Source organism: Nonomuraea muscovyensis (assembly GCF_014207745.1).
Lineage (GTDB): Bacteria > Actinomycetota > Actinomycetes > Streptosporangiales > Streptosporangiaceae > Nonomuraea > Nonomuraea muscovyensis.
Genome location: NZ_JACHJB010000003.1, coordinates 847,893 through 866,903, shown reverse-complemented (window position 1 = coordinate 866,903; position 19,011 = coordinate 847,893). Strand labels below are relative to the sequence as shown.

The following is a 19,011-nucleotide window of genomic DNA, read 5'->3' as shown; positions in this document are numbered from 1 at the left end:
GCGGCCGTCGTGTTCCCCCGGCCCCGAGCGAAGCTGAGCGACTCCGTAGTGTCTGACCACAAGCACTCCTCTCCGGTCACCTCTCCTCCGAGCCCGGACGGGCCGCCCGCCGACGGCGCCGGCCCCGCCCACACAGGCTCCCGGTGGCCGCTGCCGGAGGAACGCTTCTGGAGCGAGCAGACCGACCCGCAGGTGGCCCCACCATCCGGCCGGCCCGGCCTCGGTCCGCAGCCAGGCATCGGCCCACAGCCGGGCCCTGGCCCGTGGCCCGACACCGGCCCGCAGCCAGGCGCCGGCCCGCGCGCCGGGGTCGCCGTGGAGGCCCCGCCGCGCGAGGAGCAGGAGGCCGCCGAGCAGGCCCCGCCGCCCCGGCGCAAGCGCGACCCCTACCTCGACAACGTCAAGTTCGTCCTGATCGCCCTGGTGGTCGTCGGCCACTCGCTGGTGCCGACGCTCGACGCCGACTCCTCCCGAGCGGCCTACATCTTCATCTACGTCTTCCACATGCCGCTGTTCGTGCTCATCAGCGGCTACCTGTCCCGAAACTTCTGGAACTCCAACGCCAAGACGAACAAGCTCGTCGACACGTTCGTCGTCCCGTACGTGATCGTGGAGGTCGGCTACGCCGCGCTCCGGTCCGCGCTGGGCCAGAAGTGGAGCCTGACGATCATCGATCCGGCCTGGCTCAACTGGTATCTCCTGGCGCTGCTGTTCTGGCGGCTGTCCACTCCGGTGTGGAAGCGGATGAAGCACCCGGTGCCGGTCGCCATCGCGATCTACCTGTTCGCCGGGTTCTCGCAGATCTCCGGTGACTTCAGCATGGACCGGTTCTTCGGCCTGCTGCCGTTCTTCGTCATCGGGCTGGTGATGCAGCCCGAGCACTTCGAGATGCTCGACCGGCGGTGGATCAAGATCGGCTCGGTGTTCGTCGTGCTCGCCGCCGCGGCCGTGGCCGTCTTCATCGCGCCCAAGGCGAAGCTCGCGCCGTTCTACTTCAAGAACAGCTACCAGGACATGGACCTGTCCTGGTACATGGGCCTCGGGCTGCGCACCGGCCTGCTGGTGTGCTCGCTGGCGCTGTGCTTCGCGGTGCTGGCGCTGGTGCCCCGCACCGAGACCTGGTACTCCGACCTCGGCACCCGCACCCTCTACGCCTACCTGCTGCACGGGGTGCCGGTGCTCATCGCCAAGGAGCTGGGCTGGCTCAGCCAGCCGTGGCTGTTCGGCCCGCTCGGCGTGCTCGCCATCAGCTCCAGTTGCTTCGCGCTGGCCATCGTGCTGTGCCTGCCGGAGACCCGCACGGTGTTCAAGTGGCTGCTGGAGCCTCGCCTGACCTGGCTCTATCGCCGCCCCTCCGGAAGTTAAGCGGCAGTTCGGCCCGCATTAACGTCCTTTTCCGGGTCAACGCCGAGCATCGAGCCATGCGCGTATGCGTCGCAACGACCGTTCACCATCCCGAGGACGCCCGGATCATGCACCGGCAGATCCGGGCGCTGCTCGACGCGGGCCACGAGGTGACCTACGTCGCGCCGTTCACGCACTTCAACGTCACCCCGGCGATGGGCCTCACGGCGATCGACGTGCCCCACCGGGCCGGGTACGGCCGGGCCGGCGGCGCCCTGCGGCGCGGAGCCGCCGGCGCCGACCTGCTGATGGTGCACGACCACGCGCTGCTGCGCGCCCTGCCGCACCGCCGCCCGCCCGTGGTCTGGGACGTGCGCGAGGACGTGGGCGCCCGGCGCCTGGCCCGCGCGGAGCGGCGGCACCACCTGTGCACCGCCGAGCTGGTGCCGGAGGCGACGTTCGCCGCCACCGCGCCGCCGCCGCCCGGCGACACCCGGGTGGTGCACCTCGGGCGGCTGTCGGCCGAGCGCGGGGTGGCCGAGCTGATCGCGCTGGCCCGGCGCCTCGCGCCGCACGGCATCCGGATGGACCTCATCGGCGCCGCCGACCCGGCCGTGCGGCCGCTGCTGCGCGACGCCCAGCGCGTCGGGCTGCTCGACTGGTTCGGGTACGTGCCCAACCGGCACGCCCTGCGGATGACCGGCGGCGCGCTGGCGGGCCTGTCCCTGGCCGCCCCGGCGGTCGAGGGGGTGCCGGCCAAGGTGCTCGACTATATGGGCCGGGGCGTGCCCGTGGTGACCACGCCGCAGGCCGGGCCGCTGGTGGAGCGGGTCGGCTGCGGCGTGGTGGTGCCGCTGGACGTGGCGGCCGTGTCGCAGGCCGTACTGGACCTGAAGGAGGACCCGGTGCGGCGCTCGGCGTTCGGCACCCGCGGCCACGCCGAGGCGCGGCTGCGCCACCACTGGCCCGACCAGGCGGCGGCCTTCGTGGCCAGGATGGAGGCGTGGGCCGGCGTCACCGCGCCGGCCCGGCCGGTGACCGTCTAACGAGGGGGGCGTTGCAGATCGAAGGCCACGTCGGCCAGCCTGACGGTCCGCACCCGCGGGTCCTCGATGACCTTGCGCAGCTCCTTCACGGAGACCAGGTTCTCCACGACGGCGTAGGCCAGCCCGTCGTTCGCCGCCTTGCGGAGCCGGGCCAGGGACAGGTCGAAGTGGCGCAGGTTGGCGTCGTCGTGGTCACGCAGCAGCCCGAGCCAGCCGCGGAAGCCCGCCAGGTCGTTCTTGATCTGGTCGGCGCACGTCGTCTCCCCCTCGGGCCGCGGCGCCCAGGCCCAGGTGGTCATGCCCCAGGTGATCGGGTTCGAGCCCGGCCGGCGCTCGTAGACGACCTTCTGCGGGCAGAGCTCGAAGTCGCGCGTGAACGCGATGAGCCGGTCGGGGGGCGCCGGTTCGGCGAACTCGATGACGGCCAGCGCGCTGAGTCCCTCGGGGAGCCTGGCCAGCACCTTCCTGATGTCCTCCTTCGGCTGGAGGTCCGTGCCGACGTTGGCGAGGTTCCCGCTCAGGGTGGTGCCGGCGTAGTTGCCGAGAGGCAGCCTGCCCACCCGGCCGAAGAAGTTCTGCGTGATGGTGTGCGTGGAGCCGCCGGTCCCGGTGAAGCCGCCGACGGCCCTGATCTGGCTGGCCGTGACGGTGAAGCCCATCGACACCGGCGTGAGATCGCAGCAGCTCTCCACCTGCACCTCGTAGGCCGGGTTGTAGATGCTGAACGCCGTGCCCAGCACGTCCGTCATCCGCTGGTCGCGCTCCCCGCGCTTCTGCACCAGCGACAGGCCGGCGGCGGCCAGCAAGAGCATCAGGAGCACGGCCAGGACGACGGAGGCCGTCCTGAACACGCCCCGGCGCACCGCCCTGCGGGTCACCTTCGGGTCGAAGTCAGGCATGTCCAGCACGGCCTCGTCCTCGCTCATCGCACCCCTCCGTAGCTGTCGGCGAAGGCGGCTCGGGCCCGCCACACCGCCGTCTTGATCGTCGCGTGTTTCCGTCCGGTCATCGCGGCCACCTCCACCAGCGAGAAGCCCTCCAGGTAGACGAGCGTGAGCAGCTTGCGGTGCTGCTCCGGGAGCCGGTCGAGGGCGTCGCGGACGTCGAGGGCGGCCACGTGCAGGGGTGGCACGCCCAGTTCGCCGGAGTCGGGCAGCGACAGCTCCCGCCGGGTGCGCCGTACGTGGTCGATGAGGAGGTTGCGGGCGATGGCGAGCAGCCAGGCCGCCGGGTTCTCGCCCCGCCAGCCCAGGAGGGCCCGGGTCGCCTTGACGAACGTCTCCTGGGCGAGATCCTCGGCCAGATGGGGGTCGCGGGTCCGGCGTAACAGGAACCCGCACACGAGCGGCCAGTGCTCGCGGTACAGGTCCTCGATGTCGATGACGCCCTCCGCGTTGTCACGATTGTCACATCACCCCAGACGTGACGGGCGGAGGAATGGTCACATGCCTTTCCGGTTGGTGTACTGGAAGCATGGCATCGCATCTGATCCAGGGGCGAACGGTCAGCATGCCTGTCCGGGTGAGAGACGCGGCCGTCTGCAGCGTCCTTTACACCGTGCGCGCCGACGCGGCCAGGGCGGTGATCGCCTACTCGGGCCTGGAGATCGCCGAGGTGTTCCCCGGCAAGGCCGTCTGCGCGCTGGCGTTCGTCGACTACCGTGACGGCGACCTCGACGCCTACCACGAGTTCGGCGTGGCCTTCCTCGTCCAGCCGCCGGGCCGGGCGGGCGCCACCGGGCTGGGCGAGCTGCGCCACGCCGGGGCGTTCATCCACTGGCTGCCGGTGGACCAGGGGTTCACGCTGGAGGCGGGGCGGACGATCTGGGGCTTCCCGAAGGAGCTGGCCGGCATCGACCTGCGGCTCGGCTCGCCGTTCAAGCGCTGCATCGTCCGCCGCGACGGGCGGCTGGTGCTGGACCTGCTCCTCAAACCCGGGCTCCCGGTGCCCGGGCCCCCCACGCTGACCGGCCTGGACGCCTACACGCACCAGGACGGGGTGACCCGGAAGGTGCCGTGGGCGGTGCGGGCCAGGGGTGTGCGGGCCCGGCTCGGCGGCGCGCTCATCCGGCTCGGCAACCACCCGATCGCCAAGGAGCTCAGCGAGCTGGGCCTGCCCAGGCACGCCCTGCTGACGTCCACCGTGGACCACGCGCAGATGGTCTTCGGCGAGGGTCGGGTGCTCTGAGTCAGACGATCGGCGGGCGGCCGAGCTTGACCATGCGCCAGGCGGTGCGCCACGCCATCGGGCGGCGCTCGCCGGCGGGCGTGCGCAGGCCCTCGGAGAAGCCCGTGAACCACGCCTTCAGCGCCACCCCCGAACCACGCTCGCGGATCAACGTGAGCACGATCCAGTCGACCAGGTAGAGGACCGCCAGCGGCCACGGCAGGTTGCGCCGCGCCAGCCAGACCCGGTTGCGGGCGTTGAGCCGGTAGAACTCGGCATGCCTGGTCGGCGGGACCTGCGGGTGGTACATGACGGTCTGGGCGTCGTACTCGATCCGGTAGCCCTCGCCGAGCAGCCGCCAGGCCAGGTCGGTCTCCTCGTGCGCGTAGAAGAAGCGCTCCGGCAGGCCGCCCACCTGGAGGAAGGCCGAGCGGCGCACCGCCGAGGCGCCGCCGAGGAACGTGGTGACCGGTGAGGACCGCTCCGGGTCGCCCGCGCGCAGGCGCGGAACGTGGCGGCGCTGGCCGACGCCGCCGTCGGGGTCCATCACCCGGAAGGAGATGACCGCCAGGTCGGGCTCGGTGGCGAAACGGTCGCGCACGTGGGCGACGACCTTCTGGTTGGCGTACCAGCCGTCGTCGTCGAGGAACAGCACGACGTCACCCGAGCACTCCTCGACGCCGCGGTTGCGGCCCGCCGGGATGCCGGTGTTGCGGTCGAGCCGGATCGTCTTGACGGTCGCGGCCGAGCCCTCGGGTGGCGTCGCCGACACCTCGGGCACGTCGGCGCCGTTGCCGACGATCACCACCTCGACGTCGCCGTCGATCTGGTTGAGCGCGGACTCGACCGCCCGGTTCAGCTCCGCGACCCGGTTGCCCATGGTGAGGATGACGCACGAGATCTTCAACGAATCATCGTCCTGACGCGTTGAGGTCACGGGCGGAGCATTCTTTCATGATCACCGAGTCTGCTGGTCTGCACATCTCTGATAGGTGGAGCTAAGCGTATCGGAACCGGATGTGAACCCCTACCGAACCGCTGACGTCCGATCAATACGACGGGCGCGGAGCCCCGCTGGTTCCGGGACTTCACGAGCAAGGTCACGCAAGCCGCCTCGACGCGAGGATGCTGATCAGGTGGAGGACCGTCTGGAGGCACGCCGCGACGAAACACGCGACGAGCAGCACCCGGGTGGCCGTGAGATCGCCGATCACCATGTCGATCACCGTGGTCACCACCACGAGCAGCGACAGCTCGATCGGCTGCACGATCCGGTGGAACTTCGTCGCCGCCAGCACCCGCCGGCCCAGCCCCAGCAGCCCGGAGCGGAACTGCACCGCGGACGCCTCCGTCGCGGCCGGCAGGCCGCCCTTGGCCCGCGCCACCTCCACCAGGTCGCTCTCCGCCTTGATGAGGATCGCGCCCAGCGCGGCACCGACGCCCAGCACGGTGTACCAGTCGGGCAGGACGGCCGACGCCCGCCAGCCGAGCCCGACGAGCAGCGCGGCCTCGGTGAAGTAGGCGCCGACCCGGTCGAGGTAGACGCCGGCCAGCGAGGTCTTGCCGGTCCAGCGGGCCAGCTCCCCGTCGGAGCAGTCGAGCAGCAGGTAGACCTGCACGAGCAGGGCGGCGGCCACGACGGCCCAGAACCCCGGCAGGGCCAGCACGACCCCGGCCGCGATCCCGGCGACCGTCATCACCCAGGTGAGCTGGTTGGGCGTGACGGACGTCCTGGCCATCAGCCAGGTGACGTAGACGGAGATCCGGCGCATGTAGAGCACACCGGCCCAGTGCTCGCCGTTCCTGCGCTCCAGGTGGCCCGCGGGCTGGGCCACCCGGCGCAGCTCAGCTACCGAAGGCCCGGACATAGTCCTCAACCCGATCGCGGATCTCGGAGTCCTGCAGGCGCAGGTGCTCCAGGATCGTGTAGCGGCCGGGGCGCGTGGCGGGCGCCAGCGAGACGGCCTCGGCGAACTGCTCGGAACTCAGGCCGATGTCGGCCGGCACCACCGGCAGGCTGTGGCGGCGCAGGCAGCCGGTGACCTGCGCGAGCCGGCCCGCGTCTTCCCTCAGGAAGAAACAGAAGGCGGCGCCGATGCCGGCGAGCTCGCCGTGGTTGGAGGTGCCGGGGAAGAGCTGATCCACGGCATGAAGGATCTCATGATCTCCACCGCTCGAAGGCCGTGAGGACCCGGCGATGACCATCGACATGCCCGACAGGATCAGCGACTCGGCCAGCACCGTCAGGAACGCGTCGGACTCGATCGAGTCGGTGCGGCCGATCAGCGCCTCGGCGGAGGTGCGCGCCATCGAGCAGGCCAGGCCGTCGATGGGCTCGCCGCGCTCGACGTTGCTGAGGATCCAGTCGTCGATGGCCGACAGGTTGCTCACCACGTCGCCCACGCCCGACCGGACGAGCGACTTGGGCGCGTTGTGCACGAAGTCGAGGTCCACCAGGATCGCGAGCGGCATCGGGACGCCGAAGGAGCCCTTGCCGCCCTCGTACGTCAGCGACGCCGTCGGCGAGCAGATGCCGTCGTGGGACAGGTTGGTGGCCACGGCGACCATCGGGATGCCCGCCAGGGAGGCGGCGTACTTGGTGGCGTCGATCGTGCGGCCGCCGCCGACGCCCACCACCACCTCGTAGGCGCCCTTGCGCAGGTCGGCGCCGAGCGAGACCGCGGCGTCGACCGAGCCGTCGGCCACCCTGAAGACCTCGGCCTCGCCGAGCGTGGGCGCGATCAGGCCCTCGATGTGGTCGCCCTGGCCGGGGCCCACGGCCACCGCGACCCGGCCGGAGGTGGCGACCCGGCTGTCGGCGAGCAACGCGCCGAGCTGTGCCACCGCGCCGCGCCTGACCTCCATGGTCAGCGGCGCCGGGAGCATCCGCGCTAGAAGCGGCACCTGGCCCCCTCACCTCTGCGTGCTACAAGCGGCACCTGGCCCCCATTCTCCGTAGCGGACTGCTCGGTAAACGACGTGACGGCTCAACCGGTCGTGCCGGCTGGACGGCACGACCGGGCCGGCCGAGCGTACCGGCCCGGCCGGTCGTGACGGGCGGGCCGGTCGTGACGGGCGGGCCGGCCACGACGGCTCGGTCAACGGACGGCTCAGTAGCGGACGGCGATGGTGCGGGCCTTGGCCAGGTCGTCGTGGTTGTCCACCTCGACCCAGTCGACCTCGCCGATCGGGGCGACGTGGATCGCCTCACCGCGCTCGACCAGCTCCTGGTAGCCGTCCTCGTAGTAGAGCTGCGGGTCGCGCTCGAACGTGGCGCGCAGCGCGTCGGCGAGCCGCTCGGCGGCGCCGGGCCGGATCAGGGTGGCGCCGATGTACTCGCCGTAGGCCACGGCCGGGTCCATCAGCTTGGTGATCCGCTTGAGGGCGCCGCCGTCGAGGGTCACCTTCATCTCCTCGTCGGCGAGCTTCTTGACGTCGTCGACGGCGAGCAGGATGTCGCTGGTCTCGGGCGCGGCCAGGAGCGTCTTCTCGACCGAGACGGGGTGGACGGTGTCGCCGTTGACGAGCAGCGCGCCCTGCGCGAAGTAGTCACGAGCGCACCACAGGGAGTAGGCGTTGTTCCACTCCTCGGCCTTGTCGTTGTGCACGAGCGTGAGCTTGACGCCGTGCCGCCGCTCCAGGTCCTCCTTGCGGTCGTGTACGGCCTGGGCCGCGTATCCGACGACGACCACGACGTCACGCAGGCCGACCTCGGCGAGGTTGCGGAGCGAGATGTCCATGATCGTGGTCTCGCCGTCGACCGGCACGAGCGCCTTGGGCAGCGTGTCGGTGTAGGGCCGCAGACGTCGTCCGGCTCCAGCGGCCAGCACCATTCCCAGCAACGTGCACTCCTTGGTCGAGCATGACTACCTTGGCCCCAAAGGTTAGTTCCCTTTGGGGCCTGCGGGGGTAATCCGCCGTTAGTCTTGCGTTCCCGTCTCGCCCGTCTCCACTCCCGTACGGGGTGAGGCGAGCCAGCACGTGAGGCTCTCCCAGCCGAACAACGCCCACAGGTAGAGCGCGAGCAACACGAATCCGGCCGCCGTCAGGTCGACGAGGACGGCCAGCGCGACCACCAGCATCCGGCCGTCCCAGCCGAGCCCGAACGTCGACAGCCAGGGCGGCGGGTAGACGTGCTGGCGCAGCCGGTAGACGAGGTCGTAGTGGTGGAAGGCCAGGGCGCCGAGCAGCAGGAAGATCAGCACCGGGTTGACGTCGTGGGCGAACCCGCAGGCGGCGATGAACGCGTACTCGATCACCCGCAGGGCAGGCGGCACGAGCCAGTCGAAGCGGCCGTCGTGCGGGTGGGAGCTGCCGGGCCCGGCCAGCAGCAGCGTCACGAGCGGCACGAAGACGGCCAGCCCCTCGCTGCCGGCCACGCCCATGAGCAGCAGCACGCCGACGACGAACGCCCCGGCGATCAGCGGCGGCAGGGGCGGCAGCTGGCCCGCGACCAGCATGCCCATGCCGCGCGAGAGCGGCCCGTCGTCGCGGTAGGTGACGACCGTGCTCCTGGGCACCGGGGTCATGTGCGTCGTGATCATCGAGCCGTCCTCAGCATCCGGCCGGCGAGCTGGTAGGTGACCGCCACGGCCCCCCATACGAGCAGCGCCAGGAACGTCACGCGGGCGTTGAAGACGGCGGCGGTGATCGCGATCAGCGCCATCCGCTCGCCGATGGGCAGCACGACCATCCTCTTCAGCCAGCGGGCGAGCGACTCGCGTTCCATCGCCAGGGCCAGCCGCAGCACGCCCTTGCGCGGCGCGTCGGGCCGGGCGCCGTCGCTCGCCTCCAGCAGCGAGCGCACCGGCTTGGACCACAGCTCGCCGATCCGCCTGGCGTCGGCACGCGACCCGCCGAAGGCGAAGTCGAGCCCGTGCCGGACGACCTGGAGGATCATCGCGGCGACCGCGAGGTGCCAGATGCCGTCGGGGCCGCCGTCGCTCCACGGCAGGCCGGCGGCGTAGCCGATGGCCAGGCCGACGTAGACGACGTACTCCTTGAGCCGGTCGGCCATCCCGTCCATCCACGCGCCGAACGGCGAGAACGAGCGGGTGTAGCGGGCGAGCTGGCCGTCGAGGCAGTCGCACACGAACGACAGGTAGAGCAGCACGGCCCCGGCGACCTGTGCCCCCCGGTCGCCGGCGGAGAACCAGACCGCCGCGAGGAAGGCCAGCGCGACCGAGATGCCGGTGACGGCGTTGGGGGTGAGCCCGAGCCTGGCCGCCGGGCGCACCAGGTGGCGCGACCAGGACGAGACGAAGTAGGTGGCGAAGAAGCCGTCACGGTCCTTGATCGCCGTGTCGAGGCGGACCTGCTCCTCGTCCACCTCGGCGAGCCTGCCGAGGGCGGTGTCGGCGCCGGCCTGGCCGGTGACGCGGTCGGCGTGCAGCGGCCCGAGCCGGGCCGCGCGGACGCGGGCGCCGGCCCTGACCAGGCCCACCAGGAGGAGGTCGACGACCTCCACGGGGGTGACGGGGCCGAGCCGTCCGGCGTCCGCGAGGTCGGCGAGCTCCTCGGCGACGTCGCCCAGCGAGGCGAGGTCGGCCCCGCCCGCCTGAAGGACGCCGCGGAAGGTGGCGTTCGCCTCGGGGACCGTGTGGAAGGAACTGCCGGCGGCGACGACGCGGCCGCCCTCGACCCGGACGGGCGGCCGCAGCGGCCCTCCCCCGGCGTCGCTGGAGACCAGCGCGGCGCTGCCGCGCGCCGGGTGCTCCAGAAGCTGCGCGAGCGCCTCGGTGTGGGCGACGAGGTCTGCCGGCAGCACGACGAGGACGCCCGTCGCGGCGCGCGCGATCTTGGCGATGCCGCGCAGGTCGACGCCCGCCCCGCCGCCCGGCGTCATCACCTGGACGTCGCGGACGGGCAGCCGCGAGAGCTGGTCGTTGATCCGGTCGAGCAGCGTGCCGCCTGCACACGGGAGTCTGCAGGCGGGGGTCGTGGCGAGCAGCACCACCGAGGTGGTCGCGCTCGCGCGGGTCATGGAAGCGGTCAAAGCGCAGGTCCTCCCGGTCGCGCGGGGGTGCGTGGACTCAGCGTAGCGACAGGGCGACGCGATATCACGGACGATGAGACCGTTACGCTCCGGGTATGGATTCCCGGTTGCGTTCTGTTGGGGTGGTCTTGGCGGGCGGCGTGGGGAGCCGGGTCGGGCTGGGCGTGCCGAAGCAGCTCGTCAGGGTCGCCGGCCGGACGATCCTGGAGCACACGATCGCGGTGTTCGAGGCGGCGCCGGAGATCGACGAGGTCGTGGTGCTCATGACTCCCGGTTTCGCCGGCCGGGTCAGGGAGCTCGTCGAGCGGGCCGGCTTCCGCAAGGTGACCCAGGTGGTGGAGGGCGGCGCCAGCCGTACCGAGAGCACCTGGCGGGCGCTGCGGGCGCTCGGGGCGGAGGAGTGCGACGTCCTCCTGCACGACGCCGTCCGCCCCCTCCTGGAGCCCCGGATCATCACGGAGTGTGTCCGCGCCCTGCGGACGCACCAGGCCGTGGAGGTGGCCATCCCCAGCTCCGACACGGTCCTCGTGGCCACCTCCGGCGCCGAGGGGGAGGTCATCGGCGAGGTGCTCGACCGGTCGCGGCTGCGGCGGGCGCAGACCCCGCAGTGCTTCCGGCTGTCGGTCATCCGCGAGGCGTACGAGCGGGCCCTGGCCGACCCGGACTTCTCCCGGCTGCCCGCCACCGACGACTGCGGGGTGGTGCTGCGTTACCTGCCCGACGTGCCGATCCACCTGGTGCCGGGCAGCGAGCGCAACATGAAGATCACCCATCCGGTGGACCTGGAGATCGCCGAGCGGCTGTTCCAACTCCCTGTCGCGCCCGTGGCCGCCGTGCCGGGGGCGCTGGACGGGCGGAGCGTGGTGGTGTTCGAGGGCTCGGGTGCCGTCGGCGAGGGCGTGGCGGAGCTGGCCGGGCGGCACGGGGCGCGGGTGCGGGTGTTCTCGCGGGCGGGTGACGGGGTGCGGGTGGAGGACCAGGAGTCGGTGGCCGGGGCGCTGGCGCTGGCGGGCCGGATCGACCATGTCGTGGACGCCACGGGCCTGACGCCGGGTGAGGGCGCCGGGGCGGCGTACGCGGGGCCGGTGAGCGTGGCCAGGGCCGCCCATCCGCACCTGCGGGACAGCGGCGGCGGGCTGCTGCTGCTCGGGCCGGGCCCGGCCGCGCCGGCGGGGGCCGTGGTGACGGCGCTGGCGCGGGCGCTGGCCGCCGAGTGGGCCGCTGACGGCATCCGGGTCAACTGCGTCACTCCGGGCGCCGGCGACGTGGCCGCCGGGCCGGTCGCGCGGGCCGCTCTCGGACTCCTGACCTCCGGGCTCACGGGCCGGGTCGTGGACGCGGGACTCACCGGGCGCTGAGCCCGGCCGCACGTGGAGACGGCCGCCCTCTCCTGGGAGCGGGCGGCCGTACGGGCGGACGGGGTGGTGCGGTTACGGGCGTGGCGGGCGGGCGAGGCCGCGCGGGCTGGTGAGGAAGCCCCACCCCCACGACAGGTGCATGGTGGCGTACACCAGCGGGAGCCTGATCTTGACCGCGACCGGCTGGCCGCTGCCTGTCAGCACCGAGCCCCCCACGATGGCCAGCGCGTATCCCCCGGGGATGACCAGCCCCAGCGGGAAGAACGGCGAGACCAGCAGCCCGAGCGCCATGGCGAGCACGGCGGCCGGCGGGGCGAGGTAGCGCAGGTTGATCGTGCCCTCGTGGGTGCGCGAGACCACGCGCCGCCAGCGGCCGTAGTGGAAGTACTGCTTGGCGAGCGCCTTGACGTTGGGGCGTGGCCGGTAGGAGACCCGCATGCGCGGCTGGAACCACACCAGGCCGCCGGTCCGGCGGATGCGGTGGTTCATCTCCCAGTCCTGGGCGCGCTGGAAGTGCTCGTCGTAGCCGCCGACCCGGTCGAGGGCCGAGCGCCGGAACACGCCCAGGTAGACGGTGTCGGCCGGCCCGGCCGTGCCGCCGACGTGGAAGGCGGCGGCGCCGACGCCGATCTTGGACGTCATCGCGCAGGCGACGGCCCGTTCGAAGACCGAGACGCCCTCGGCGGCCATCACGCCGCCGACGTTGTCGGCTCCGGTCTCCTCCAGGGTCTCGACCGCGACGCGCAGGTAGTCGGCGGGCAGCATGGCGTGCCCGTCGACCCGGGCGACGATGCCGTTGCGGGAGGCGGCGATCGCGGCGTTGAGCGCGTTGGGGGTGCGGCCGGTGGGGTTGGCCACCACGGTGACACGGCGGTCGGCGGCGGCGATGGCGTCGGCGACCTCCTGGGTGCGGTCGTGGGAGGGGCCCACGGCGAGGACGACCTCGATCTCGCCGGGGTAGCTCTGGGCGAGGACCTGGTCCACGGCCTCGCGAAGGTGCCGCTCCTCGTTGAGGACCGGCATGATGACGGAGATGGGCGGCCAGCTACGCGTCTCCGCTGGCGCGTGCGGCGAGTCGGGGAACTGCTTCATGGCGGGGCTCACGCTACTGTACGGGCAGGGGAGGAAGGCAATCGAACGCCCGATCCTCCGGCCGCACAAGAGGGGGACGGGATGCGCGACCCGGGTGAGGAGGACGCCGGGGTGCAGGTGGGCGGTGACGCCTACGGGGGCGTCAGGCTCGCGAGTGGTCGGCGGCGCAGGCCGGGCAGGGGACCGAAGGCCAGGCGCCGAAACCTGTTGATCTCCGGTCTGCTCTCGGTCGGCGTGCTGGTCGGCACCGGGGTGGTGTGGGCCACTCCCCGCCAGATCGGCTCGGTCGACGCGGGCGTGACGGAGACCGGCTCGCGCGGCGCGATGAACATCCTCCTCGTCGGCGTCGACAAGCGCGACGACCTCTCCCGCAAGCAGCAGAACCAGCTCAAGCTCGGCCGCGAGTCCGGCCAGCGGACCGACACGATGATGGTCATCCACCTGTCCGAGGACCACACCAAGGTCACCGTGGTGAGCCTCCCCCGCGACACCTGGACGACCGTTCCCGGCAAGGGCCAGCACAAGATCAACTCCGCCTACCAGTTCGGCGGTCCCAAGCTCGCGAAGCAGACCGTGGAGCAGGCGACCGGCCTGCAGATCAACCGCTACATCGAGGTGAACGTCCTCGGCTTCATCGACGTCGTCGACGCCCTCGGCGGCGTCACGGTGTGCACGCCGGTGCCGATCAACGACCCCAAGACCGGCCTCAACCTGGCCGCCGGCACCCACCAGCTCCAGGGCCCGCAGGCTCTCGGCTACGCCCGCACCCGCGCGACCGCCCGCTCCGACCTCGACCGCATCGACCGGCAGCAGCAGGTGGTCTCCGCGCTGCTCGACCGGGCGCTGAGTGCCGACACGCTGGCCAACCCGGCGCGGCTGGCCGCGTTCGTCAACTCCACGCTGCGCACCGTCAAGGTCGATCCCGACGACGGGCTGCTCGGGCTGGCGACCCAGCTCAGGGACGTCTCGCTGGACGACGTGCGGTTCGCCGACGTGCCGTTGTCCGACGTCGACTTCAAGTCGCCGACCGGCGAGTCGGCGGTGCTGTGGGACAGGACAGGGGCGCGTGAGCTGTTCCGGCGAATCGCCGCCGACGAGGACCTCGCGCCCGCGCCGACCCCGTCGGCGGCCAAGCCGTCGGCGTCCGGCACCCCCGGGCCGGCCGCGTCCCCCATCCCGCCGGAGCGGATCGCGGTCAAGGTCAAGAACGGCACCACCATCACCGGCCTGGGCGCCCGCACGAAGCAGGCGCTGGTCGCGGCCGGGTTCCAGGTGCCGGGCGAGCCGGGCGACACGGCGCAGCGCGACCACAGGAAGACGGTCGTCCGCTACGCCAAGGGTCGCGAGGACTCCGCCCGGACGGTCGCCGCCGCCATCCCCGGCGCGGAGCTGCGCGAGGCTTCCGACGTCGAGGGCATCGAGGTGATCGTCGGCAGTGACCAGCCGAAGATCAAGAAACCTTCGGCCACGGCCACGCCCGGCGCCAAGCCCTCGGCCGGCCCTACCCCCTCCACCAAAACAGCCACTCAGAACATCTGCAAGAAATAGGCATAAGTCCCCCTACACCGGGCAAGAGCGTTCGCATGGTTGTCAGGTGCTGGCGGGAGGAACCCTGCACGATCGTGCGCATCGTCGGTGATCTCGACGTGACCGCGGCTCCGCGGGTGAAGGCGGAGCTCGACGACGCCCTGCTCGCCGCCGATCCGGTCAATGTGGTCATCGATCTGACCGAGGTGCCGTTCTGCGACTCGGTGGGGCTCGGCGTGCTGGTCGCCGCGCTCAACAACGTCCAGAACCGGCGGGGCCGACTCATCCTCGTGCTCGCCCACGGCATGATCAGCCACCTGCTGACGATCACGAACCTGGATCGTCACTTCGAGACGAGCTGGTCGATGGGCGAGGCCCGGGAGGCCATGGGCGCGGCGGCCTGAGCGCCGCCCGCCCCCTCCCCCTTCCGCCTGCCTCCAGGCGACGCGTTCTCCCGGCATCCTGGATACTCGGGCCGTACGGCTGCTTTCGCTAGCACGGGAGGCCACCTGTGAGGCTTGGAGTCATGTTCGACCGCGACCTGCCGCCGGAGTCGCTCGTGCCGTTCGCGCGCGAACTGGACGGCACGGCGGTGTCCGACCTGTGGGTGGTGGAGGACCTGGGCTGGACGGGCGCGATCTCCTCGGCCGCGACGGCTCTGGCCGTGACCTCGCGGCTGCGGGTGGGCATCGGCATCACCCCCGCGCCGCTGCGCAACCCGATGCTGCTGGCCATGGAGCTGGCCAACCTGGCGCGGCTGCACCCCGGCCGGCTCGCCGCCGGGATCGGGCACGGGGTGCAGGGGTGGATGCGGCAGGTGGGCGCCGCCGTCCCGTCGCCGCTGGCACTGCTGGAGGAGACGATCACGTCCGTACGGGCGCTGCTGCGCGGCGAGACCGTCACCCTGCACGGCCGGGCGGTCCACCTCGACGGCGTCTCCCTCGTCCACCCGCCGGCCGAGCCGCCGCCGGTGCTGGCCGGCGTGGTGAGCCCGCGGTCGCTGGCCCTGTCGGGGCGGGTGGCGCAGGGCACGATCATCCCCGAGGGCCTCGCGCCGGAGCGCGTCCCGCCGATCGTCGAGCAGATCTCGGCCGCCGGGGAGCACGAACTGGTGGCGTTCGCGTTCCTGTACGTCGGCGACGACGCCCGCGAGGTCATGCGGCCGGCCGCGACGGGGCAGGCCCAGTTCCTGGGGGTGACGCCGGAGGAGGTGGACATGGCCGCCGGGTCGCCGGAGCAGGCCGCGGCCCGGGTGCGGGCGCTGTGGGAGGCAGGGGTGTCCACGGTGGCGGTCCGCCCGATGGGGCCCGACCCGCTCTCCCACGTACACAGGCTCCTGTCGGCCCTCTGACGCCGCTCCGCCCGGCCGCCCCGGCGAAACGGCGGCCGAACGGAGGAGGGTGACTCGGTCGGATGGCCGATGGCGCGGCGCCCGCGCCAGGCGACGATCACCACATGAGACGTATCACGGCAGCCGCGACGGCGGCGGCGATGGCCGGGCTGGTCGCGGTCACCTCCTCGTGCGGAGTGGAGCTGGACGCCAAGGAGGTGCACACCTCCCGCACGTTCCCCCACCCGAGCCCGGGCGCCCCGGTGACGATCACCTCCGCCATCGGTGGGCTGCGCATCGTGCCGGGCGCCGCGGGTGAGGTGCGGGTGGACCGGTGGCTGCGCGGCAAGGCGGCCCACGACGACAACGCCTCCTGGTCGTTCGACCGGGGCGCGCTGCGGCTGGGCGCCGACTGCACGATCGTGTTCGGTGACTGCGGCGCCCGCTACCACGTCCGGGTCCCGCCGGGGGTGCGTGTGGTGATCCGCAGCGCGGACGAAGGCGTCGTCGTCCGGGAGCTGGCCCAGGACGTGGAGGTCAGCTCGCCGGGCCCCATCAGGGTGTACGGCACGTCGGGGCGGCTGCGGCTGGTGGGCGGTGACGGCCTGATCGCCGGCGACCGGCTCAGGTCCGCCGATGTCGTGGCGCGCACCACCACGGGCACCATCAACCTGTCGTTCGCCGCACCGCCGGCCCGGCTGGAGATGCGCTCCGGCGACGGACGCGTCACCGCCACGGTCCCGGACGCCCCCTACCAAATCACGGCCGAGAGCCGGCACGGCAAGGAGCGGTCGCAGCTCAGGAGCACCACGAGCGACCGGACCATCGTCGCCAGGAGCGGCACGGGCGACATCCGCCTGCTGACCGGACAAGGCTAGGCGGCCGCCGGTCCGTCCCGGTCAGCAGGCGGACCCTCGGCCTGCCCGGCGCCCTCGTCCTCCCGCACCCGGCCGGGGCTCGGGGAGACGGCGCCGGCCTCGATCAGTGCAGGGGGATGGCGGCCCAGGGGCTCTCGGGGTGGGTCATCAGGGCCCGGTGGGCGTCCAGCACCGTCGTGTACCAGTCGCCGAACGCCTCCTCGTCGAAGTGGAGGCAGCGGCCCAGGACGTAGCCGGCCGAGAACTCGGCCCACGAGCCGTACACGCCCTGCGCGCCCTTGCCCGCCCGTTCGACGGCGTCGCGCAGCTCCGCCTGGGTCGCGTAGCGGGCGCCCCGCCCGCGGCGCGCCACCATCGAGGCCCGGCCGAGGTCCCAGGCGGCGACGCTGCGCACGTACCCGTCCGGCGGCAGCAGCCCGTCGGCCCGGAAGCGCGCCTCGTACCGCATCACCTCGCCCACCAGGCCGCGCAGGATCCTGACGTGCGCGTCGAGCGTGGCGGCGTCGAAGCCGGCGGCGTCGGGGCCGTCCGCCTGCGCGCGCACGGCCGTCTCGACGTGGTCACGCCACGCCACGGGGTCGATCCTGGCGCTCCCGCTCTCGCGGATCAGCAGGTTGCGCACGTCGAGGACGAAGTGCCACTGCCAGGCGCTCACCTCGCAGCGGAGCAGTTGCTCCTGCGTGTCCAGCCAGTCGTCGCGGCCGTCGATGTCCCAGTCACGGCTGAGCCCCTCCACCTCGTTGGCGTAGCCGGCGCCGTGCCAGTCGAGGGTGTTCCAGGCGTCGCCGTTGGCGTAGCAGAGGTGGGCGCCGCAGGCCAGGCCCCGGAGCACGGCCTCGTCGTCGGGCGCACCGGTCCAGCGGGTCTCGACCCGGTCGCACATGCCGTCCGGCTGGAACAGTTCGACGTGCAGATCGCGCCAGACCTCGCGCTCGTCCTCGTCCGCCAGGAACCACTTGGTGCACGGCGTCCCGCCGTTGACGAGCAGGATGTCCACCCCGTCGGGCCAGAGGGCGTCCAGGCCGCCGAGCGTGGTGAACTCGTAGACCACCTCCGGGTGCGGCCGGGGCAGCACGCCCACCGTGTACGCCGGCACGACGCGACGGCCGTCCTGCAACGTCATCACCGTGAGCGGCGCCGTCCCGTCGCTGCCCTCGGCGGCCGGCAGCGGCACCGGCCGGTAGAGCCCCTCGGCGGCGATGAGCCGCAGGTACTCGTAGTGGGCACGCTCCTCGCCCGCCTCGTCCCGCCGCATCAGCTCGTACAGCCGCTGCTCGCGGAGGGCGGGCGCCCGCCACCGGCCGCCGTCGTCGGGGTCCGGCAGGTGGGGCAGGATCTCGTCGTGCATCTCGTCCTCGGCGTGCATCTGGTGCACTATATCCGCAGCGTCACGCCAACTGATCTTCAGTACGCCTCGCCGCCAGGGCGCGGAGCCCTCGCCTCCCGCAAGACCCGGAACACCGCCCACGCCGAGGCAACGGGCGCGACGGCGACGCCCTCAGTCCACGGGGGACGGGCGAGGGCCCCATCGATCTTGGCGACGGTCCCCCCGCGTAGATCACGGACCCGCGCATGCCACGCGCGAGCAGGACCTTGTACACGTGGCGGACCGCGGCCACGGGCGGGCCGATGGTGCATGACCTGCGGGCGGTGCTGGACGCGATCGGCTGGAGCCGACCACGTCTTCGCCCTGCCGAAGAACGACCGTGAGCGGGTCGTACCGCTGCCCGGCCGGGCCGCTGAGGCCATCAAGCGCCACGTCTCGGCCTATCCCGACCCTGGCTTCACCCTCCGTGTGTATGCCCACATGATGCCGGGCTCACATGAACGCGCCAGGCAAGCCATCGACAACCGGCTGTTCCGCCCTCGGGCCACCGGTGTCGAGAGTCAGAAGCTCGCGTAGCCCTCGACGACTTCGCGGAGCGAGCGGACCTCTCCCACGGCGTGGTCCGCTTCCTGCTGCCCGGATCTATTGAGTGATCCCGCGATGGCGAGCAATCCGCGGTAGACGGCGGATGAACTCCGCTTCATCTTCGAAGTCCCATTCCGCGCCATCAGGCTCCGCATGGTACGTCAGGAAGGGAAGTTTGCTCTCCGCCCTTGTACCCGTCTCCTGCGCGGAACGCTCGATCATCGCCCAGAAGCCGTCAACGTCCATGAGACGCGATCATGGCAACCTCCGAGCAGCCTGTACAGATCACGGAACACCGACGGAACGCGGCCCAGTCCACAGGGCTCGGGCATCGCGCGAAACCCGGCAGCGCGCGCCCTCACG

General features: G+C 72.3%; 19 protein-coding genes. 8 read left to right on the top strand and 11 right to left on the bottom strand.

All coding sequences use genetic code 11. The annotated features are described in order from the left end of the window. The first annotated feature begins 48 nt into the window (after positions 1 to 48). Both FHU36_RS35805 and FHU36_RS35800 read left to right on the top strand, forming a co-directional pair. On the top strand, positions 49 to 1,365 hold the full coding sequence (locus tag FHU36_RS35805) for an acyltransferase family protein (protein ID WP_185088482.1): 1,317 nt from the start codon (positions 49 to 51) through the stop codon (positions 1,363 to 1,365). A gap of 56 nt (positions 1,366 to 1,421) precedes the next feature. Then, complete coding sequence (locus FHU36_RS35800; RefSeq protein ID WP_185088481.1) at positions 1,422 to 2,390, top strand: glycosyltransferase; 969 nt, start codon at positions 1,422 to 1,424, stop codon at positions 2,388 to 2,390. Here the strand turns inward: FHU36_RS35800 and FHU36_RS35795 are convergent. Both FHU36_RS35795 and FHU36_RS35790 read right to left on the bottom strand, forming a co-directional pair. Continuing rightward, positions 2,387 to 3,316 (bottom strand): hypothetical protein, encoded by a 930-nt coding sequence (locus FHU36_RS35795; protein WP_185088480.1) that lies wholly within the window; start codon positions 3,314 to 3,316, stop codon positions 2,387 to 2,389. The genes FHU36_RS35800 and FHU36_RS35795 overlap by 4 nt on opposite strands. Then, entirely contained in the window at positions 3,313 to 3,756 is a 444-nt protein-coding gene (locus tag FHU36_RS35790; RefSeq protein ID WP_281394556.1) for an RNA polymerase sigma factor, read from the bottom strand. The genes FHU36_RS35795 and FHU36_RS35790 overlap by 4 nt, the downstream gene beginning before the upstream one ends. Before the next feature lie 107 nt (positions 3,757 to 3,863). Here FHU36_RS35790 and FHU36_RS35785 point away from each other — a divergent pair, with 107 nt between their 5' ends. Beyond that, positions 3,864 to 4,577 carry an acetoacetate decarboxylase family protein gene (locus FHU36_RS35785; protein ID WP_185088478.1) on the top strand — a complete coding sequence of 238 codons (714 nt, stop codon included), beginning with the start codon at positions 3,864 to 3,866 and terminating at the stop codon, positions 4,575 to 4,577. Between the two features lies 1 nt (position 4,578). Here FHU36_RS35785 and FHU36_RS35780 read toward each other — a convergent pair whose 3' ends face one another. The 6 genes from FHU36_RS35780 to FHU36_RS45975 all read right to left on the bottom strand — a co-directional run bounded on the left by FHU36_RS35780 (position 4,579) and on the right by FHU36_RS45975 (position 10,551). Continuing rightward, entirely contained in the window at positions 4,579 to 5,463 is an 885-nt protein-coding gene (locus FHU36_RS35780; RefSeq protein WP_185088477.1) for a glycosyltransferase family 2 protein, read from the bottom strand. Positions 5,464 to 5,656: 193 nt separating this feature from the next. Continuing rightward, the gene (locus FHU36_RS35775) at positions 5,657 to 6,424 is read right to left on the bottom strand and encodes a CDP-alcohol phosphatidyltransferase family protein (protein ID WP_185088476.1); all 768 of its coding nucleotides are present in this window, start codon (positions 6,422 to 6,424) and stop codon (positions 5,657 to 5,659) included. Further along, the gene (locus tag FHU36_RS35770; protein WP_185088913.1) at positions 6,402 to 7,442 is read right to left on the bottom strand and encodes an iron-containing alcohol dehydrogenase family protein; all 1,041 of its coding nucleotides are present in this window, start codon (positions 7,440 to 7,442) and stop codon (positions 6,402 to 6,404) included. The genes FHU36_RS35775 and FHU36_RS35770 overlap by 23 nt, the downstream gene beginning before the upstream one ends. Before the next feature lie 224 nt (positions 7,443 to 7,666). Further along, the gene (locus tag FHU36_RS35765) at positions 7,667 to 8,398 is read right to left on the bottom strand and encodes a phosphocholine cytidylyltransferase family protein (RefSeq protein WP_185088475.1); all 732 of its coding nucleotides are present in this window, start codon (positions 8,396 to 8,398) and stop codon (positions 7,667 to 7,669) included. 78 nt (positions 8,399 to 8,476) lie between these two features. Further along, positions 8,477 to 9,100, bottom strand: a complete 624-nt coding sequence (locus FHU36_RS45980; RefSeq protein ID WP_185088474.1) for a DUF5941 domain-containing protein — start codon at positions 9,098 to 9,100, stop codon at positions 8,477 to 8,479. After that, entirely contained in the window at positions 9,097 to 10,551 is a 1,455-nt protein-coding gene (locus tag FHU36_RS45975; RefSeq protein WP_281394514.1) for a CDP-alcohol phosphatidyltransferase family protein, read from the bottom strand. The genes FHU36_RS45980 and FHU36_RS45975 overlap by 4 nt, the downstream gene beginning before the upstream one ends. A 95-nt stretch (positions 10,552 to 10,646) precedes the next feature. On the opposite strand from FHU36_RS45975, the gene FHU36_RS35750 reads away from it, so the two are divergent. After that, positions 10,647 to 11,909 carry a bifunctional cytidylyltransferase/SDR family oxidoreductase gene (locus tag FHU36_RS35750; RefSeq protein ID WP_185088473.1) on the top strand — a complete coding sequence of 421 codons (1,263 nt, stop codon included), beginning with the start codon at positions 10,647 to 10,649 and terminating at the stop codon, positions 11,907 to 11,909. A gap of 72 nt (positions 11,910 to 11,981) precedes the next feature. Here the strand turns inward: FHU36_RS35750 and FHU36_RS35745 are convergent, their stop codons facing one another. Beyond that, the gene (locus tag FHU36_RS35745; RefSeq protein ID WP_185088472.1) at positions 11,982 to 13,001 is read right to left on the bottom strand and encodes a glycosyltransferase family 2 protein; all 1,020 of its coding nucleotides are present in this window, start codon (positions 12,999 to 13,001) and stop codon (positions 11,982 to 11,984) included. An 81-nt stretch (positions 13,002 to 13,082) separates the two neighbouring features. On the opposite strand from FHU36_RS35745, the gene FHU36_RS35740 reads away from it, so the two are divergent. The 4 genes from FHU36_RS35740 (at position 13,083) to FHU36_RS35725 (ending at position 16,736) form a co-directional block, all read left to right on the top strand. Then, positions 13,083 to 14,549, top strand: coding sequence for an LCP family protein (locus tag FHU36_RS35740; protein WP_185088471.1), 1,467 nt, complete (start codon positions 13,083 to 13,085; stop codon positions 14,547 to 14,549). A 35-nt stretch (positions 14,550 to 14,584) separates the two neighbouring features. Continuing rightward, positions 14,585 to 14,932, top strand: a complete 348-nt coding sequence (locus FHU36_RS35735; RefSeq protein WP_185088470.1) for an STAS domain-containing protein — start codon at positions 14,585 to 14,587, stop codon at positions 14,930 to 14,932. 122 nt (positions 14,933 to 15,054) lie between these two features. Beyond that, on the top strand, positions 15,055 to 15,879 hold the full coding sequence (locus tag FHU36_RS35730) for an LLM class flavin-dependent oxidoreductase (RefSeq protein ID WP_185088911.1): 825 nt from the start codon (positions 15,055 to 15,057) through the stop codon (positions 15,877 to 15,879). Positions 15,880 to 15,983: 104 nt separating this feature from the next. Beyond that, positions 15,984 to 16,736, top strand: a complete 753-nt coding sequence (locus tag FHU36_RS35725) for a DUF4097 family beta strand repeat-containing protein (RefSeq protein ID WP_185088469.1) — start codon at positions 15,984 to 15,986, stop codon at positions 16,734 to 16,736. A gap of 103 nt (positions 16,737 to 16,839) precedes the next feature. Here FHU36_RS35725 and FHU36_RS35720 read toward each other — a convergent pair whose 3' ends face one another. Both FHU36_RS35720 and FHU36_RS35715 read right to left on the bottom strand, forming a co-directional pair. After that, positions 16,840 to 18,102, bottom strand: a complete 1,263-nt coding sequence (locus tag FHU36_RS35720; RefSeq protein WP_185088468.1) for a DUF1266 domain-containing protein — start codon at positions 18,100 to 18,102, stop codon at positions 16,840 to 16,842. A 603-nt stretch (positions 18,103 to 18,705) separates the two neighbouring features. Then, on the bottom strand, positions 18,706 to 18,894 hold the full coding sequence (locus FHU36_RS35715; RefSeq protein ID WP_185088467.1) for a hypothetical protein: 189 nt from the start codon (positions 18,892 to 18,894) through the stop codon (positions 18,706 to 18,708). Positions 18,895 to 19,011 lie beyond the last annotated feature (117 nt).

What these genes read in the sequence shown, in the direction of transcription:
- FHU36_RS35720 (WP_185088468.1), bottom strand. Translation starts at nt 18,102, where the DNA reads ATGCACGCCGAGGACGAGATGCACGACGAGATCCTGCCCCACCTGCCG.
- FHU36_RS35715 (WP_185088467.1), bottom strand. Translation starts at nt 18,894, where the DNA reads ATGGACGTTGACGGCTTCTGGGCGATGATCGAGCGTTCCGCGCAGGAG.
- FHU36_RS35725 (WP_185088469.1), top strand. Translation starts at nt 15,984, where the DNA reads ATGAGACGTATCACGGCAGCCGCGACGGCGGCGGCGATGGCCGGGCTG.
- FHU36_RS35795 (WP_185088480.1), bottom strand. Translation starts at nt 3,316, where the DNA reads ATGAGCGAGGACGAGGCCGTGCTGGACATGCCTGACTTCGACCCGAAG.
- FHU36_RS35800 (WP_185088481.1), top strand. Translation starts at nt 1,422, where the DNA reads ATGCGCGTATGCGTCGCAACGACCGTTCACCATCCCGAGGACGCCCGG.
- FHU36_RS35750 (WP_185088473.1), top strand. Translation starts at nt 10,647, where the DNA reads ATGGATTCCCGGTTGCGTTCTGTTGGGGTGGTCTTGGCGGGCGGCGTG.
- FHU36_RS35775 (WP_185088476.1), bottom strand. Translation starts at nt 6,424, where the DNA reads ATGTCCGGGCCTTCGGTAGCTGAGCTGCGCCGGGTGGCCCAGCCCGCG.
- FHU36_RS45980 (WP_185088474.1), bottom strand. Translation starts at nt 9,100, where the DNA reads ATGATCACGACGCACATGACCCCGGTGCCCAGGAGCACGGTCGTCACC.
- FHU36_RS35770 (WP_185088913.1), bottom strand. Translation starts at nt 7,442, where the DNA reads ATGCTCCCGGCGCCGCTGACCATGGAGGTCAGGCGCGGCGCGGTGGCA.
- FHU36_RS35740 (WP_185088471.1), top strand. Translation starts at nt 13,083, where the DNA reads ATGCGCGACCCGGGTGAGGAGGACGCCGGGGTGCAGGTGGGCGGTGAC.
- FHU36_RS35735 (WP_185088470.1), top strand. Translation starts at nt 14,585, where the DNA reads ATGGTTGTCAGGTGCTGGCGGGAGGAACCCTGCACGATCGTGCGCATC.
- FHU36_RS35785 (WP_185088478.1), top strand. Translation starts at nt 3,864, where the DNA reads ATGGCATCGCATCTGATCCAGGGGCGAACGGTCAGCATGCCTGTCCGG.
- FHU36_RS35745 (WP_185088472.1), bottom strand. Translation starts at nt 13,001, where the DNA reads ATGAAGCAGTTCCCCGACTCGCCGCACGCGCCAGCGGAGACGCGTAGC.
- FHU36_RS35730 (WP_185088911.1), top strand. Translation starts at nt 15,055, where the DNA reads ATGTTCGACCGCGACCTGCCGCCGGAGTCGCTCGTGCCGTTCGCGCGC.